The organism is Sorangium sp. So ce887 (assembly GCF_051521455.1).
GTDB lineage: Bacteria > Myxococcota_A > Polyangia > Polyangiales > Polyangiaceae > Sorangium.
The window spans coordinates 2,596,673-2,612,309 of record NZ_CP150354.1 but is presented as its reverse complement, the minus strand read 5'-3'; the positions used below and the strand labels follow the sequence as shown (position 1 = coordinate 2,612,309).

The following is a 15,637-nucleotide window of genomic DNA, read 5'->3' as shown; positions in this document are numbered from 1 at the left end:
CCACTCACAAGCAGGACCATTCACCTCGGGCTGCGGCTCTTGCCCGCGCCAGGCGCTACGCGGCCCTGGCTTCACTGGGGCGACGAACGACCGCCGGCGGGATCGACAGAGCGAGACATTTTTTTTCGCGCCCCCCCGGCCCTCACGACGCCGCGAGCACGATCTTTGCGCCTGCGCCGTGGACGAGGTGGGTGCCGACCGCGGCGCAGCGGGCACGCAGCGGCTCGATCGTGCGCTCGCTCACGCACACGTTGTAGGTGAGCGGCTCCGCGGGAGGATCCAAAGCCACGCCGATGGGAGCGAAAGCCACGCCCTCGCGCGGGTCGGCGCGCAGCGCTACGCATGGGACGAGGTGCCGAAGATGACCGAGCTCTGGGAGAGCGTGTTCGCGGACAAGCAGATGGTGTGGGGGCCCGAGCCGTGCCGATCGGCGGTCTTCGCGCGGGACTACTTCGCGCGCACGGGCGCGAAGGAGATCCTCGTCCCGGGTATCGGCTACGGCCGGAACGCCAGGCCATTCCTCGAACACGGGATGTCCGTCACGGGGATCGAGATCTCCGGGACGGCGATCGGTCTCGCGCGAACGCAGATGGGTCTCGATATCCCGATTCACCACGGCTCCGTGGCCGACATGCCGTACGACGCTCGCCTGTACGACGGCGTCTTCGCGTACGGGCTCCTCTACCTTCTCGCCCCTCCCGCGCGGGCGAAGCTCCTCCAGGACTGCCATCGCCAGCTGCGGAAGGGCGGAGCGATGATCTTCACCGTCATATCGAAGCAGGCTCCGATGTTCGGTCGGGGGCCAAAGCTCGGAGACGACTGGTACGAGGTCCACCCGGGCGTGACGATGTTCTTCTACGACGCCGAGTCGATCCGGCGGGAGCTCGGTCCGCACGGCGAGCTCGAGCTCTCCGAGATCGACGAACCGACACCGGGTGGCGGCACGTTCCCGTTCATCAACGTGGTGTGCAGGAAGGGGTGAGCACGTGCGCTGCGCGCCAGGCCGCCGGCGCTGGCCGGGGAACGCGCGCCGACGCGGGTGGGCGAGGCGGCAGCGGTGAACGCCGCGGAGATCCGCGTTATCCGGACCAAGACCGGAACGGCGTTGTTCGACTTCATCCTGGAGGACATCCAGCGATTGAAGAAACGGGGCTGGCGCTCCTGGACAGGCCTTGTTGCGGGAAGCCGAGCGGCTCGTGCGGGCCCACGTGATCCGTGAGAAGGAAGACATCGACTATCTCACCTTCCAGGAGCTGCGCGAAGTCGTGCGCACGAACGCGCTGGATGACCAGCTCGTCGGCCAGCGGAAGGACGAGCACGAACGGCATCGGAGGCTGACGCCGCCGCGGGTCATCACTTCCGATGGGGAAATCGTCGCGGGGGCGTACAAACGAGCCGATCTCCCCGCCGGAGCCCTCGTCGGTCTACCGGTCTCCTCAGGCGTGGTCGAGGGACGGGCCCGGGTCCTCCTGGACATCGCCGATGCGGAGCTGGCGGAGGGGGATATCCTGGTCACCGCCTTCACCGACCCCAGCTGGACCCCCTTGTTCGTGTCCATCCAGGGCCTGGTGACCGAGGTGGGCGGGCTGATGACCCATGGCGCGGTGATCGCCCGGGAATACGGCTTGCCGGCCGTCGTCGGCGTGGAGCATGCGACCCGGCTGATCCGAGATGGGCAACGCATCCGCGTGCATGGAACGGAAGGGTACGTCGAGATCCTGTCCTGGCCGGGCCAGCCCGACGGGTAACCGGGCTCGACGAACGGGCAGCTCCGCGGCGGCCCGTTCGCGGGGCGGCGCGCACCTACTTCGCCGGTCCCTCTGCGGCCTTCTGCGCCTTGCGGTAGGCGGCCATCTGCGTCTTCGTCGCCTGAAGGATCTGCGAATACACCGCGTCGCTCCCCGCTGACTCGCACGTCTGCGCGTCGGCCCCGAACAGCGTGTCCTTCATCATTCGGCGGGGCCTCGACTTCGCCTGGGCGACGAAGTTCAGCCCTTTCTCTCGCCAGAGGGCGCAATCCTCTGCCCCGAGGTCTCCGCACATCCGTGCGTCCAGATCCTCACAGACGTTGCACCCCATCGTCAGGGCGCCAACAACACATAACATCAGAACGTTCATCTTCGATTGCATGGAATGACTCACGAGCCGCACTAGGGTTTCAACCGCGCAGGGTACCCCAGGTCCGCCTCCGAGAACAAGGGGGGACGGCGCGACCGCGAACCGCGGAGGATGACGAGCCGCACGCACCTGGGGGTCCGACGTGGTGGCGCTCGGCCGGGCGCTCCGCGAAGCGCTCGCGCGGCCCCGGGACGAGCGCGCGTTCGCCGACACGATCGCGCCCATGGGCGATGATGTCCGCCTTGGTCAGGATGGCTCGAGCTGCCGGTCTTGTTCGCGTTAGAGTGGTCGCCATGGCAACCGACCTCCTGACCTACACGCTCGAAGGCACTACCGCGGTCGTCCGCATGGACGACGGCAAGGCGAACGCCCTGTCCGAGCCGATGATCGATGCTCTGCTCGGGGCCCTCTCGAGGGCCGAAGAGGAGGCGAGCGCGATGGTCATCGCCGGCCGGCCGGATCGGTTCTGCGCCGGCTTCGATCTGCGCGTGATGACGAGCCGTCCGGAGGCCGCGGCGGCGCTGCTCGGGCGCGGCGCCGATCTCCTCATGAAGCTGTACGGGGCGACCCTCCCGCTCGTCATCGCGTGCACCGGCCATGCTCTCGCAGGCGGCGCGCTCCTCCTCCTCGCTGGCGACGTCCGGATCGGGGCCGAAGGTGCGTTTCGCATCGGCCTGAACGAGGTCGCGATCGGGATCCCGGTGCCCGTCCTGGCGATCGCTCTCGCGCGTGATCGCCTCGCGCGCACGGAGCTCGCGCGAGCGACGCTGATGGCGCAGATCTACGCTCCCGACGAGGCCGTACGCGTGGGGTACCTCGACGCGTTGGTGCCACCCGAGGCGGTGCTCGCGCGGGCCAAGGAGGAAGCGGCGAAGCTCTCGAGCCTCGCGCGTCCGGCGTTCAAGGCGACGAAGGCGCGCCTCCGCGGCAAGACGATCGCGCACGTCCACGCGACGCTCCAGGACGATTTGAAAGACCTCATTCAAAGGTGAGATGCCCTGCCTGGCGACGCCGACGGCTCATCACGTCAGGCGAGTCCACGGATAGCCCGCGCAAAGCCATTCCGACCTGCCAAGAGCTCCCCGCCAACGCTCCGGGGACAGGCTAGCGTCGGCCCGCCGCGCGCTCACCTGGCGCATCCGACGAATCGACCATCGCATGCGAACACAGCGGCACTCAGACACATGGTCGCCGTCGGACCTTCCCTGCGCACCATGTGTGACCTGCTGATTCAAGGCGTTGCTGTTGCGGCGCTTCAGATGCATCTCAAGTGTCTTGTGTGCTGGATCGCAGCGGAGCGCGCTGAATTTTCATCTGCCACCGTACTTGTCTATGGTACACGTGGCAGCCGCGAGTCCGCAGGGAGGCGTGCGACGTCGGCCTTCCGCACAGGTGTCTGCGGACAGGGAGAGAACCATGTCGATGGGTGGTAAATCACTGCGCCGAGCGCACGCGTCGCGCTTGGCGCGCGTCTCGAGTGCTGCCTTCGGAGGCGTGCTCGTCACGGCATCTTTCGCGCACGCGCAGAGCCCTGCCGCCGGCGCCGCCCCGGGGACCGCCGCAGCGCCCGCCGCGACCGGGGCAGCCGCAGCATCGCCCGCCGCGACCGGGGCAGCCGCAGCATCGCCCGCCGCGACCGGAGCGGCTGCCGCCACCACGGGAACGGCAGCCGCGGAGCCCGCGACGAGCGGAGAGGCGACCCTCCTCGAGCGGCTCACCGCGGCGGAGAGGGTGGCGGCGGAGGCGAACGAGCGAGCGACGGAGGCGAACGAGCGAGCGGCAGAGCTCGCGAAGCGCCTCTCGACGGTCGAGGAAGCGCAGGTGTCACCGGAGCAAGACGCCAGCACGGACCTCCTCCGGATCTACGGGTTCATCGACGTCGGCGTTCAGCGCACCTGGATCAAGGAGACGATCATCTCGTCCAGTATCCCGCAGGCGAACGCCTTGAACTTCGTCGTCGGGAACTTGAACCTCTACCTCGACGCGCAGCCCCACGAGGACTTTCGCTTCCTCGGGGAGCTGCGGTTCACGACCGCGCCCGCCGGCACGCCGGTCCCGGTGACGCCGCCGCCCGGCGTGACGCGCCGGGTGGGCACGCAGCCGTACGGGAGCATCGACACGACCAAGCTCGACACATCCATGGTCTATGGCGGGCTCGTCTCGATCGAGCGCGCTCACATCGACTGGACGCGCTTCAACCTCTTCAAGCTGCGCGCCGGGCAGTTCTTCACCCCGATCGGCATCTACAACGTCGATCACGGCAGCCCGGTGCTCATCACCGTCGACAACCCCTATTTCATCATATCGAGCCTCTTTCCCACGCGACAGACCGGCGTCATGGCCTACGGCAGCGTGTTCGCGGGCCCGTGGGAGCTCGGATATGACGCGTACGTGAGCAACGGGCGCAACGAGATAGCGCCGTTCGCCTTCGACGACAACCGCGGCTTCGGCGGTCGCCTGCACGCCAGCTACGAGGACCCCGGCAAGCTGACGCTGAAGCTCGGGGCCTCGTTCCTGACGGACAGGGCGCGGGACTGGGTCGCCGACACAAAGCCCGACTCGCCCGAGCCGGACGTCCGCGCGACGTGGGCTTTCCGGGAGTACATCGCGGGGGGAGATGTCTCGCTTGACGTCGGGAAGACGCGCCTCCGGGCGGAGGCGATGGTCGTCCGCGTGATCTACGATCAGGGTGCCCGGCGGGAGGTAGCACCCGGAATGTACGAGGTGGACGCCTGGCGGACCTCGGCTTATCTCCTGGCGGCGCACCGGATGAATTTCTTGAACATGGAACCGTTCATCCTGGGCGCCGCGCTGTACGGGCCGTTCTTCGGGACCGATACCTTGCTGCAGATTGGCGGCGGCCTGAACTTCTACATCACCCCGGACGTCACGCTTCGAACCCAGGTGAGGCAGGTGTTCTTCACCTCCTTGCGCGAGGGGACCGAGACGCCGGATGTTGACACCACGTCCATGATGGCACGTCTGATCTTGGCCTTCTGAGAGAGGTTCGACGCAACGATGAAGCGTTCATCCCTTCTGCTCCTCCTGGCCCTGCTCGGCACGAGCCCGCCCGCCTCGTCCCTCGCCGTCGAGGAAGAGATCGCCGTGGTCGTCAACCAGGCCAACCCTGCGCGAGCGGCGGGGCGCGACACGCTCCGCCCGATCTTCCAGACGACGCGCACGGAGTGGTACGGCCGGTCGGCGAAGCCGTTGAACCTCCCCGACGACTCCTCGCTGCGGCAGCGCTTCGACAGGGCGGTGCTGGGCCTCGATCCCGATGGCGTCGCCCGATACTGGATCGACCGCAAGATCCGCGGCGGCGAGCGGCCGCCGCGCAAGGTGTCGAGTCCGGGCGCCGTCCTCCGCGCGGTGGCCGAGGAAGAGGGCGGCGTCGGGTATGTGGCCGCCAGCGACGTCAACGCCTCCGTCAAGGTGATCGCGCGCATCCGCGACGGCCAGGTCATACCGCCGTGAGCCTGCGGAGAGAGGAACGAATCATGGATATCTACCTGTCTCGCCTCATGCCGCCCACCCGCTCTCGGACCCTCGTCGTCGCGCTCGGCGCCGTCTGCGCGGCGATGCTCGTGGGATGCTGGGATACGGACCCCTGTGATCCGGGCCAGATCGTCGCCTGGAATACGTGCATGGTTCCTTTGCCGCCAACCGGCTCCACGGGCAGTGGTGGAACCACGGGAAGCGGCGGAGCCGGGGACGGCGGCGGCGCCGCTGGCGGCGGTGATGCCGCGGGAAGCGGCGGCGCCGCTGGCGGCGCCGCTGGCGGCGGTGATGCCGCGGGCGGCGGCGGTGCCGCGGGCGGCGGCGGTGCCGCGGGAAGCGGCGGTGCCGCGGGAAGCGGCGGTGCCGCGGGAAGCGGCGGCGCCGCGGGCGGCGGTGGCTCCTGACACCTGACGGTGCCCGTGGAGAAAGTGCGTCGCGCCTTCGAGCTTCCACGTAGCTCCTGCCCTCTGCCGCGCTCGCCTCGCAGCTCCCCCGCGCCTGCCGCAGCCCGTGGCCGCCGTCGCGTGCAATCCCGACACACTTGTTACTCCCGCGGATCGATGGTCGGTCGTAGATATCTCACGACCACCATCCAGCACGTCGTATCGAGAACGTTACGAACGACGATGCTCACCCAAGGGAGAGAAGAGCGATGACGACGCACATCACCGGGACACGTGAAGAGTGGCTGGCCGCGCGGCTCGATCTGCTCAAGGCGGAGAAGGAGCTCACGCGGCGCAGCGACGAGCTCTCGCGGCGGCGTCAGGAGCTGCCGTGGGTCCGGGTCGACAAGGAGTACCGGTTCGAGACCGAGGAAGGCAGCGCCTCGCTGGCAGAGCTCTTCCGAGGGCGCTCGCAGCTCATCGTCTACCATTTCATGTTCGGGCCCGACTACAAGGCGGGTTGCGTGTCCTGCTCGGCGATCGCCGACGGGTTCAACGGCATCGCCGTCCACCTGGCGAACCACGACGTCACGCTTTCGGCGGTGTCGCGGGCGCCGCTCGCGAAGCTCCTGGCGTACAAGCGGCGGATGGGGTGGACGTTCCCCTGGGCGTCCTCGGGCGACGGCCGCTTCAACTTCGACTTCAACGTCGCGTTCACCGAGGAGCAACAGCGCGAGGGGACCGTCGAATACAACTTCGAGCGCGCCGGCCACGCGATGGACGTGACACCGGTCCCGCTGCCCGTCGCCCAGTCCGCGGCCATGACCGGGACCGACGCGCCCACCTACTCGCTCGACCGGCCGGGCCTGAGCGCGTTCGTGCTCGAAGACGGCGTCCTCTACCACACCTATTCCGCCTATGCGCGCGGATTGGACGGTCTCTGGGGCATGTACCAGTGGCTCGACCGCGCCCCCAGAGGGCGCAACGAGACGGGGATCTGGTTCCGCCGCCACGACGAGTACGGCCAGCGCTGAGCCAGGGCGCGGGTGGACAGGGCCGCGGCCGAGGGCGGTCACCGGCAAGACGAGACGCGGATTGTGGTGCGGCGACCACGCACGACCGTCCTGTCCCCCGCGCTACCGTTCTCCCCAGATCCAGTTCCAGTCGTTCAGCTCCTTCCATTGGCGCTTGCTCTGCTGCGCCCTCTCGACCGCCTTTCTCGCCTTGGCCTCGTCGTCCCGCGCCTTCGCTGCGGCCACGCGGGCGTGCTTGGCGTCGATCTCGGCGCGCACCCGGGCCTCCGTCGAGGTGCATTGCTCCAGCTCCTGACCGTTGTTCTGCCGCACCGCCTCCTCCGCCTCGCGGGCGAGCACGGCCTCGTGCTCGGCGCGCTTCGAGGCCTCCTCCGCCTCGCGACGCGCCGCTTCGGCCTCATCGCGCTGCCCTTCCTTCTCCTGATACTCCTGGATCTTTTGAATCATCATCACGTGCGCCATCGCCGAGAGCACCAGCAGCGAAAGCGCGGCGATGACCGCGGTGACGAACCGGCGCCGCCGGCGCCGCTTGTCATTGGCCAGCCGGAGCACCTCCTCCAGGAAGAGCCGCTCCCGCCCCGGCAGCTCCCCCCGGTAGCGCTCGCGAAAGCCGCGCGCCTCGTCCGCCAGATAGTCATGAGCCGTACTCCGTCCTCCTTCCCATGCCGGATGCATTCATCGACGCAGCGGTGGCCGCGGCAGCCCACCATACGCTGAAGGCGCTGTACCCGGGCCAGGCGGACGCGCTCGACAGCAAGCTCGAGAAATACCTGGCGGAGATCCCCGAGAGCGATGCCAAGGAGGACGGTCGCGCGCTGGGCAGCGCTGTCGCCGGCGAGATCCTCGCGGAGCGTGAGTACGACGGGGCAGATTCCCCGATGTCTTACATCCCAGGCGGTGCGCCCGGCCGGCATCGCCCCGATCCTCTCTATCCCGATCAAGGGTTCTTGACCCCCGAATGGGGGGATGTGCGGCCGATCGTTGCGATTCGTCGGGCCGGCACGGATGGAAACCCGTTGACGATAGCTGACAGGAGGTGGACGCCCGTCGGATCCCCGGAAGCAACCAGAGCCCGCCGCGCATGACCCCACCGTTCCCGGCGTACGTGTCTGGGCACTCGAGCTTCGGGGGCCGCCATGCTCCAGGTGTTGACACGTTATTATGGCAAGGATCATGTACCCTTCTGCGTCACGTCCGACGAGTTCAACGGGAGAACGACGGACGCGCCAGGCAATGTCCGCCCCGAGATCAGGCGCTGCTATTCCAGCTTCAGCCAGGCGTCTCAGGAGAACGCGTCGAGCCGCATCTACCTCGGCGTCCACTGGAGGTTCGATGCAGTGGAAGGGATCCGTCAGGGCAAGCGTGTCGGAGACGCCGTGGTGGATAGGGTCCTCCGGCCGCTCCCTTGACGTCTTCGTCGAGAAGTGCGTGACCGGGGCGCCGCCTGGAGGGTCATCCCGTGCTCGAGGAGGTTCGTGGATGAGCCCGTACGGGCGGAGGTCGCGCACGGCCGTCGCACGTTGCACGCGCCATCTTGACGGGCGAGCGCACCCGCGCATTCTGGCAGCCATGTCGCCACGCCGCGCGCCCGTCGCCCCGCTCGCCCTGCTCACCTCCCTCCTCCTCGCCGCCCCCGCCGCGGCGGCCGTCGTGCCGGTCGGCACCACCGACGAGCTCGTCGCCGCGATCGGCGCGGCAAAGGCCGGCGACGAGATCGTCCTCGCCTCGGGCACCTACGCCTTCGACGGCGTCTCCTGCGCGGCCGCAGGCACCGAGGCCGCGCCGATCGTCGTGCGCGCCGCCGAGCCGCTCGGCGCGATCATCGAGCTGTCGGGCCTCGAGGGCTTCAAGGTCAGCGGCCCGAACTGGCACTTCGAGGACCTCGACATCCGCGGCGTCTGCGCCGACGACTCGGACTGCGAGCATGCCTTCCACGTGTTCGGCGCTGCCAGCCGCTTCACCCTCCGCCGCTCGAAAGTGCGGGACTTCAACGCCCAGCTCAAGATCAACGCCGCGCAGGTGGGCGGCGTCTGGACGGCCCCCGACGACGGGGTGATCGAGCGATCGGAGCTGTTCGACAGCCACCCGCGCAGGACCAGCAATCCCGTCACCAAGATCAACATCGACGGCGGCAAGCGCTGGAGCGTGCGCGACAGCTACGTGCACGACTTCCAGAAAGACGGCGGCGACGGTGTCAGCTACGGCGCGTTCATGAAGAGCGGCGGCTCGGACGGGCTCTTCGAGCGCAACCTCGTCGTCGGCACCACCAGCGGCTCGCCGGACGGGGTGCGCATCGGGCTGTCATTCGGCGGCGGCGGCACGGGGGCGCAGTACTGCGCCCCGGCCTACGACCCCGACGTGCCCTGCGAGGTCGAGCACACCGGCGGGGCGATGCGGAACAACATCATCGCGAGCTGCTCGGACGTCGGGATCTATTTGAACCGTGCGACGGACACGCGGCTTCATTTCAATACGCTGATCGCGACGAGCGGGATCGACTTCCGCTTCGCGACGACCAGCGGCGTCGCGCGCGGCAACGTGCTCACGGGCAAGATCCGCGACCGCGACGGGGGCACGCATCAAGAGAGTGACAATCTGGCCGAGGTAGGGCTCGCGATGTTCCAGGCGTGGTACGAAGATCCAGGTCTCGGCGACCTGCGCCTCAGAGGGGATGTGGCGTCGCTCGTCGGCAAGGCGCCCGCCGAGGCCGCGGTGACCGACGACTACTGCGCGCGCGGGCGGCCGGGCAGCGGGAGCTTCACGCTCGGCGCGCTCGAACATTCGCTCGGCGACTGCGCGACGGTGCCCCCGCCGGGGCCCTCGGGCGAAGGGGGCGCGGGCGGCGGCACGACCGGCTCGGGCGGGATGGGCGGCGGCACCGGATCCGCGGGCGGGATGGGCAGCGGCACCGGCTCCGCGGGCGGGGGTGAGGCGAGCGGCGCGGGCGGCACGGGCGCAGGCGCAGGCAGCGGCACCGGCGCGGCCGGCGGGGGCGGCGACGCCTCCAGTGACGGCGAGGGCTGCGGCTGCCGCGTCGCGGGCGTCGGCGGGGATCACACCGTCGGCCTTCTGATGGCGGTCCTCGCTGCGTTCGCCCTCCGGCGACGACAGGCATCGGGATGAAGCCGCCCTGAGGAATCCCCTCATTTTGCAGCCCTTTTCAGCGGGGAAATTGAACAGGTAGGCGGGGAGACAGGGAGTATTTTGAAGATTTCCCTCCCCGTCTCCCACCTCCCTGTGAAGTTTCCGAACAGGTTCCGCGCGAGGCGCCGGATGGCCTCGGCGACCGCGCTCAGCGCGTCCGCTTCAGCGCGGCCTTGAGGACGTGCTCCGCGATCAGGTAGCCGAACCCCTCCCCGTCGATCCGCCGGAGCAGCTGGTCGCGGGCGATCTTGAGCGCCGCCGCGGTGGCGTCGAGGTTCCAGCCGTGCGCGGCGAGCTGCTGGAGGAGCCGCGTGCGCCGCACCTGCCCCGCCGAGAGCCGGTAGGTCTTCGCGTACTCCAGCGTGCCGTCGTCGCGCACGATCGCCTCGCCGATGTGGTTGTCGAGCGCCGGATCGAGCTCGGTCATGAACCGCTGCAGCGAGAACGGCCCCGCCCGGTACACGCGCTCCGCCGCGATCGGCCGGCCGAGGAGGCCCGCGGCCGTGTCCACGTGCAGCGCGCCGGCCTCGGCCCGCGCCCGGCCGAGCGCGGCCCGCAGATCGTCGAGCGAGCCGATCTGCGCCGCGTCGAAGCTGTGCGTGAAGGCCTGGCTGTCGCCGTTGTGGCGGGCCGCGTGGAGCAGCGTCTGCTCGTACGAGTCCTCGATCAGCGTGCGGTGCAGCGCGCGGTAGTCGTCGGGGTGAGACACGACGAACACCGACGCGAGCAGCTCGCCGACGAAGAGCAAGAGGCCGCACTGGCCCTCGTGGATCTCGAAGACGCGCAGCGCGTCCTCCAGGCTCGGGATCGCCCGGCCGGAGAGCGACACCTCCACGCGCGGGTCGAGGCCGTGGGAGATCGCCCGCCGCGAGTACTCGGACCAGGCGATCTCGGGCGCGTTGAAGTGCAGGGCGAGGAAGCCCTCCATCGCGAGGTGCTGCGGCAGGAGGCGCAGGCGGTTCCGCTCGGCCGGGTCCTCGCCGCGCGCCTCGCGCCGGGCCATGCGGTGGAGCAGGTTGACGCCGCGCCACCGCTTGGCGAGCGGGATGCTGTCGGTCGGCGCCCCGAGCGCAGCGCCGTAGGACGCGACGGGCGAGCCGTCGTCGGTCCACCCGACCACGAGCGCGTGCGGCACGTAGGTCGAGCAATAGATCGCGCCGTCGCTGAGATCGACGACCGCCAGGGTGTCGTCGTAGCTGCGGCGGGCGATGCGCAGGTCGTCCCGCGGCGCGGCCCGGAGGAGCGGGACGAGGCGCACGCCCGCGAAGACCTGGGCGTGCGTGGCCGAGAGGCCCCGGAGCGCGAGCGACTGGATCAGGGCCGGCGCCTTGGCCATCAGGACGCCTCGGGCGCCGCGGCGGGCGCCTCCGCCGGCGTCGCGGCAAGCGCCTCCGCCGGCGCCGCGGCGCCGGCGGGCCGGGCGTGGCGCGAGAGCAGGTCCGCCGCGCGCTGCGCGAGGTAGCGCTCGAGCTCGGCGAGCGGCGCCGTCCCCTCGGCGAACCGGGCGAAGCCGAGGACCGTCGGCAGGTCCTCGGCGTCGCGCAGGCCGACCGTCGGGATCGACGGGCCGAGCGCGCGGGGCGCGTAGCGCTCGCTGTCGAACACGGGGTTGATGTGGACGATCGACGTGCGCTGCCCCGGGTCGAGCCGCGCCCGGAAGCACCGGGCGACCTCGGCGGCGGCGCCGGCCGGGTCGTTCTCGAAGCCGTCCGAGACGAGGAGCACGACGTCGGGGCGGAAGGCGAGCGCGTCGAGCAGCGGCGTCGCGAGATCGGTCTGGCCGCGCGCGTCGACGAGGATCTCGTCGGGCGTGGGCGCGGTCCAGAAGGCGCGGTACTCGCGGGCGGCGGCGCGGAGCAGGTAGCTCACGCCGAGCGCGACGGCGAGCGGGCGGCGGCGCTTCTCGCTCGATCCGGACGCCGAGTAGCTCCGGTCGAGCACGGCGGCGACGCGCCCGAGCGCGGCGGGGCTCCGGCGGAGCGCGCGGGCGGCGGCGCGCTCGAGCGCGGCGTGGAGCTCGTCGCGGCGGTCGCGCCGCGTCTTCTCGGGCAGGGAGAGCGCATAGAGGGCGAGGCGGGTGAGCGGGGCGCGGCCGAGGTCGATGGCGAGGTCGACGTCCTCGCGCCCGGCGGTGCGCTGCAGCCGCAGGCGCTCGCCCTCGGTCATGCGCGGCGCGGCGCGGCGCAGGAGCTCGTCGCGCGAGACGCCGCGGGCGGCGGCGAGCCCCTCGGCGACGGTCAGCGGCAGGTCGAAGATCGCCTCCTTCGCGTAACGGGCCTGCCGCGCACGCTCCAGGAGCGGCGTCTCGAACGGCGCGCGCCTCCCGGGCTCGAACAGGAAGGGCCCGAGCTCGCCGGGGAGCCGGAGGTGGGCGTGCGTGGCGAGCGCGCGGACGTGGGCGCGGTACTTGACGGCGTCGAAGGCCGGCTCGGGCCGGCCGGCGAGGTAGTCGCGGATGACGGCGCGCGCGCGGCGGTTGTTCACGCGCCGCTCCCGGAGCTCGCGGAGCGCCCGGAGCGCGCGCTGCGGCGGGAGCTCCCGGAGCGCCGCCGCGATGAGCAGCCCCTCCTCGCGCCGATCGGCGGCGGGCGTCTCGGCGCCGGTCGCGAGGAGGTTCACGGCGATGCGCGCCTGGTTGAAGTGGTTGATGCCGGCGGCGAGCGTGCGCGCGTAGAGGCGGCGGTAGTTGCCGAGGATGTACTCGTGGAGGAACTCGACGGAGACGACCTGCCCGCCCGAGGAGCCGTAGAACTCGGCCTGCCCGGTGCACGCGAAGCAGGCGTTGATGAACATGACCAGGTCCTCGCGCTCGACGCGCTCGGTATGGAAGCGTGCAGGGGGCGCGGGGGGCATACGAAGCGCCGCCCGGGGAATGGTGGGGCGATCAACCTACAACAGTTACCAGACTGGGCTCGGAAATCGCCCCGGAGTCCCACGGGCGGCGAGCGCACGATACCCCGGGAGGGGCGCATCGCGGAACGGGTTGAGCAGGTTTGCTTCACCGGCGCGCTGGGCGGCGCGGGCGCGGCGGCGCGGGCGCGGCGCCGCCGCATCGCACAGGCCCAGGCGAAGGCGCGCGGGCTCCGGCGTCGCCGGCGCGGGTCTACGCCGGCCTACTCCGGCCAGACCTCGATCCAGACGAACAGCACCTGTCCGGCGGCCTGATCGCGGACGGCCACCGGATAGACCGTGCGCGCCCGGAGCGCCTCGACGAGGTGACCGTGGTGGATGGCGAACCTCCCGATGAAGTCGTCGTTGACCAGGTCCCTGTCGATGAGCTCACCGCTCACGTGGACATCCGGCGAGAGCGGCACGCGGCGCCAGGTCGGCGGGCCTTTCCAGCCGGGCGCGCAGGTGTCGCGCTGCCCCGGGCGATCGAGCGCGCGCCTCCCGAGCGACCGGCCGCCCACGAACAGCTCCGCCGAGCCGAAGGGCTCCGGCGGCTCGGTGCCCGCCCCCGCCGCCTCCGCGGCGACCCCGGCCACGCCGGCCGCCGCCGCGGCCGGGTGCGCCGTGCTGAGCAGGTCGCCGATCGCGGTGAGCGCCCCCGCCGGGACCGCGACCATGCCGTCCCACTGGCGCCCGTCCGCCTTGGCCGGGCTGATGACGGCGCCGCCGATGGAGACGCGAACATGGGCCGGCAGCGGCGCTGCCGCCGACTTGCACGCCGCGCAGCCGAGGGCGAGCCCGCACAGCGATGCCGCACCGAGAAGACGTGACGCCATGCCTCGAGAGCGTATCCCGGCGCCCGCGGCGCACCAACGCGGAAGAGCGCGCGCGGGTGACGCGGCGCGGGCTCGTCGTGGGACATGCATGGCCGGGTGCGCAGCGCCTGGTCCCCAAGGCGTGGTCGGCCTTGGCGCTCTACGTGCTTGCTCGCGTCCTTTCCGTCGGCGGCGACGGGCCCGGTAGCGCCGCCATGCCCTCGACCCCTGGATCGCATGACCGGCGTTCCGCTCCTTTTGGCCTCCCTCTTCTACGGCGCCGGCCTCCGTCTGCTTGGGAGCGCCGAGCTCCGCGTGGAGGACCTCGACCTCGAGCACCGCGAGATCCTCGTTTGCGGCGGCAAGGGACAGGAACGATCGAATCACGATGCTGCCGCTCCGCCTGGTCCCCCCGCTCCGCGATGACCTCACGACGGATGGTTGGGCGGAGAGGAAGATAAAGAGAGAGAGATTCACAGGGAGGCGGGGAGGCGGGGAGGCGAGAGCCGGGATCAGTCGTTCGAACCAGCAGCCCCAGCGCCGGCATACCCGTATGTCGACGCGGGACCAGACCCGGTTGCGCAGAATTGACGTCCCCGGGCACCCGCCCGACAAAACCAGCGACCTGGAGGCAGCCGCCCCCGAGCGAGCTCGAACGATGGTCCCCGTCTCTCACCTCTCCTTGTCTGTACTCTCTCTCTCGCCTCCCCGCCTCCCCGCCTCCCTGTACATTCTCTCTTTCTCTGTCTCCAGCCCAACAAGCCGCTGCTGCCGGCGGCCCTGCGCGCCGCGGCAGACCGGCAATCGTTGGCCGAAATCAGGTATCCGGGTGCGGTCCGTCGTCGAGGACCGACAGGTCGAGATCGCGGAGCTGCTCGGGGTCGCCCACGACGTCGATCCGGGCGATCTTCCCCTGCGCGAGCGTGAAGCGGAGCACCCGGAAGAGCCGCCCGTGCGGGGCCACGACGACACCCACCGTGCCGTCCACGAGGGCAGGGCGTGCAAACTTGGCGCCGCGCGCGCCGGAGATCGCCTGCTTGGCCCAGGCGCGCGCGCCGCGGACCTCGTTCCCGGCCGGGGGCGCGGCCGTGGCGTCGGCGCGGATCACGACGTCCGGATCGAGGATCGCCACGAGCGCGTCGAAGTCGCCGCCGCGCAGGGCCGCGAGGAAGGCGTCGACGACCTCGCGCTGGCGGCCGACGTCGGCGTCCGGAGACGGGGGCGCTCCCTGCACGCGGCGGCGGGCGCGGCTCGCGAGCTGCCGCGGCCGGGGAGCGGCCCACGATGGAGGCGATCTCCTCGAAGGGTACCGCGAACAGGTCGTGCAGCACGAACGCGAGCCGCTCGGCGGGGGTCAACGTCTCGAGCACCACGAGCAGCGCGACGCCGACGGAGTCGGCCAGCATCGCCTCGCGCTCGGGGTCGGTCCCGGCCTCGCGGTCCGCGACGGGGTCGGGCGCGGCCATGGGCTCCTCGCGCCGCGCCTTGCGCGCGCGCAGCATGTCGAGGCACACCCGCGCCACGACCGTCCTCAGCCACCCGCCCAGGTTCTCGACGCCGGTCGTGTCGGCACGGCTCAGGTGGAGCCAGGACTCCTGCACGGCGTCCTCCGCCTCGCCCAGGGAGCCGAGCATCCGGTACGCCACCGCCCGCAGGTGGGTCCGGTGGGCCTCGAACCGCTCCGCCAGCCAACGATTTTCATCCATCGGTCACACTCCCTCGTCGCGCTTCGTCATGGCTGTGACGAACGAACCCT

At 70.8% G+C, this 15,637-nt stretch carries 15 protein-coding genes and 2 pseudogenes; 10 read left to right on the top strand and 7 right to left on the bottom strand.

Going from position 1 to position 15,637, the window contains the following annotated elements; genetic code table 11:
• Nucleotides 1–142 precede the first annotated feature (142 nt).
• Nucleotides 143–289, bottom strand: a complete 147-nt coding sequence (locus WMF36_RS09975; RefSeq protein WP_437579372.1) for a hypothetical protein — start codon at nt 287–289, stop codon at nt 143–145.
• A 72-nt stretch (nt 290–361) separates the two neighbouring features.
• On the opposite strand from WMF36_RS09975, the gene WMF36_RS09970 reads away from it, so the two are divergent.
• Together WMF36_RS09970 and WMF36_RS09965 are read left to right on the top strand one after the other, a co-directional pair.
• Nucleotides 362–982: a class I SAM-dependent methyltransferase gene (locus WMF36_RS09970; RefSeq protein ID WP_437579371.1), complete on the top strand. Its 621-nt coding sequence runs from the start codon at nt 362–364 to the stop codon at nt 980–982.
• A 184-nt stretch (nt 983–1,166) separates the two neighbouring features.
• A pseudogene (locus WMF36_RS09965) lies at nt 1,167–1,748 on the top strand (PEP-utilizing enzyme); the annotation flags it as partial.
• A gap of 55 nt (nt 1,749–1,803) precedes the next feature.
• On the opposite strand, the gene WMF36_RS09960 reads toward WMF36_RS09965, so the two are convergent.
• On the bottom strand, nt 1,804–2,130 hold the full coding sequence (locus WMF36_RS09960) for a hypothetical protein (protein ID WP_437579370.1): 327 nt from the start codon (nt 2,128–2,130) through the stop codon (nt 1,804–1,806).
• 281 nt (nt 2,131–2,411) lie between these two features.
• Between WMF36_RS09960 and WMF36_RS09955 the strand changes: the two genes are divergently transcribed.
• From WMF36_RS09955 to WMF36_RS09935, 5 genes are all read left to right on the top strand, one after another.
• Complete coding sequence (locus WMF36_RS09955) at nt 2,412–3,110, top strand: crotonase/enoyl-CoA hydratase family protein (protein ID WP_437579369.1); 699 nt, start codon at nt 2,412–2,414, stop codon at nt 3,108–3,110.
• Between the two features lie 502 nt (nt 3,111–3,612).
• Complete coding sequence (locus WMF36_RS09950; protein ID WP_437579368.1) at nt 3,613–5,118, top strand: hypothetical protein; 1,506 nt, start codon at nt 3,613–3,615, stop codon at nt 5,116–5,118.
• A gap of 18 nt (nt 5,119–5,136) precedes the next feature.
• Nucleotides 5,137–5,592 (top strand): hypothetical protein, encoded by a 456-nt coding sequence (locus WMF36_RS09945; protein ID WP_437579367.1) that lies wholly within the window; start codon nt 5,137–5,139, stop codon nt 5,590–5,592.
• A 207-nt stretch (nt 5,593–5,799) separates the two neighbouring features.
• Nucleotides 5,800–6,027, top strand: a complete 228-nt coding sequence (locus WMF36_RS09940) for a hypothetical protein (protein ID WP_437579366.1) — start codon at nt 5,800–5,802, stop codon at nt 6,025–6,027.
• A gap of 241 nt (nt 6,028–6,268) precedes the next feature.
• A complete protein-coding gene (locus WMF36_RS09935) occupies nt 6,269–7,033 on the top strand; it encodes a DUF899 domain-containing protein (RefSeq protein ID WP_437579365.1) in 765 nt (254 codons plus the stop codon).
• A 102-nt stretch (nt 7,034–7,135) separates the two neighbouring features.
• Here the strand turns inward: WMF36_RS09935 and WMF36_RS09930 are convergent, their stop codons facing one another.
• The gene (locus WMF36_RS09930; RefSeq protein ID WP_437579364.1) at nt 7,136–7,708 is read right to left on the bottom strand and encodes a hypothetical protein; all 573 of its coding nucleotides are present in this window, start codon (nt 7,706–7,708) and stop codon (nt 7,136–7,138) included.
• Here WMF36_RS09930 and WMF36_RS09925 point away from each other — a divergent pair.
• The 3 genes from WMF36_RS09925 to WMF36_RS09915 all read left to right on the top strand — a co-directional run bounded on the left by WMF36_RS09925 (nt 7,696) and on the right by WMF36_RS09915 (nt 10,156).
• The gene (locus WMF36_RS09925; protein ID WP_437579363.1) at nt 7,696–8,118 is read left to right on the top strand and encodes a hypothetical protein; all 423 of its coding nucleotides are present in this window, start codon (nt 7,696–7,698) and stop codon (nt 8,116–8,118) included. The two genes, WMF36_RS09930 and WMF36_RS09925, sit on opposite strands and share 13 nt — an antisense overlap.
• A gap of 63 nt (nt 8,119–8,181) precedes the next feature.
• On the top strand, nt 8,182–8,442 hold the full coding sequence (locus WMF36_RS09920; protein WP_437579362.1) for a hypothetical protein: 261 nt from the start codon (nt 8,182–8,184) through the stop codon (nt 8,440–8,442).
• Nucleotides 8,443–8,602: 160 nt separating this feature from the next.
• Nucleotides 8,603–10,156, top strand: a complete 1,554-nt coding sequence (locus WMF36_RS09915) for an MYXO-CTERM sorting domain-containing protein (protein WP_437579361.1) — start codon at nt 8,603–8,605, stop codon at nt 10,154–10,156.
• Nucleotides 10,157–10,325: 169 nt separating this feature from the next.
• Here the strand turns inward: WMF36_RS09915 and WMF36_RS09910 are convergent, their stop codons facing one another.
• The 4 genes and pseudogenes from WMF36_RS09910 to WMF36_RS09895 all read right to left on the bottom strand — a co-directional run bounded on the left by WMF36_RS09910 (nt 10,326) and on the right by WMF36_RS09895 (nt 15,587).
• Entirely contained in the window at nt 10,326–11,513 is a 1,188-nt protein-coding gene (locus WMF36_RS09910) for an ARPP-2 domain-containing protein (RefSeq protein WP_437579360.1), read from the bottom strand.
• A complete protein-coding gene (locus WMF36_RS09905) occupies nt 11,513–13,030 on the bottom strand; it encodes a hypothetical protein (protein ID WP_437579359.1) in 1,518 nt (505 codons plus the stop codon). The genes WMF36_RS09910 and WMF36_RS09905 overlap by 1 nt, the downstream gene beginning before the upstream one ends.
• Nucleotides 13,031–13,290: 260 nt before the next feature.
• Complete coding sequence (locus WMF36_RS09900) at nt 13,291–13,902, bottom strand: hypothetical protein (protein WP_437579358.1); 612 nt, start codon at nt 13,900–13,902, stop codon at nt 13,291–13,293.
• A gap of 796 nt (nt 13,903–14,698) precedes the next feature.
• Nucleotides 14,699–15,587: pseudogene (locus tag WMF36_RS09895) on the bottom strand (sigma-70 family RNA polymerase sigma factor).
• Nucleotides 15,588–15,637: the final 50 nt, after the last annotated feature.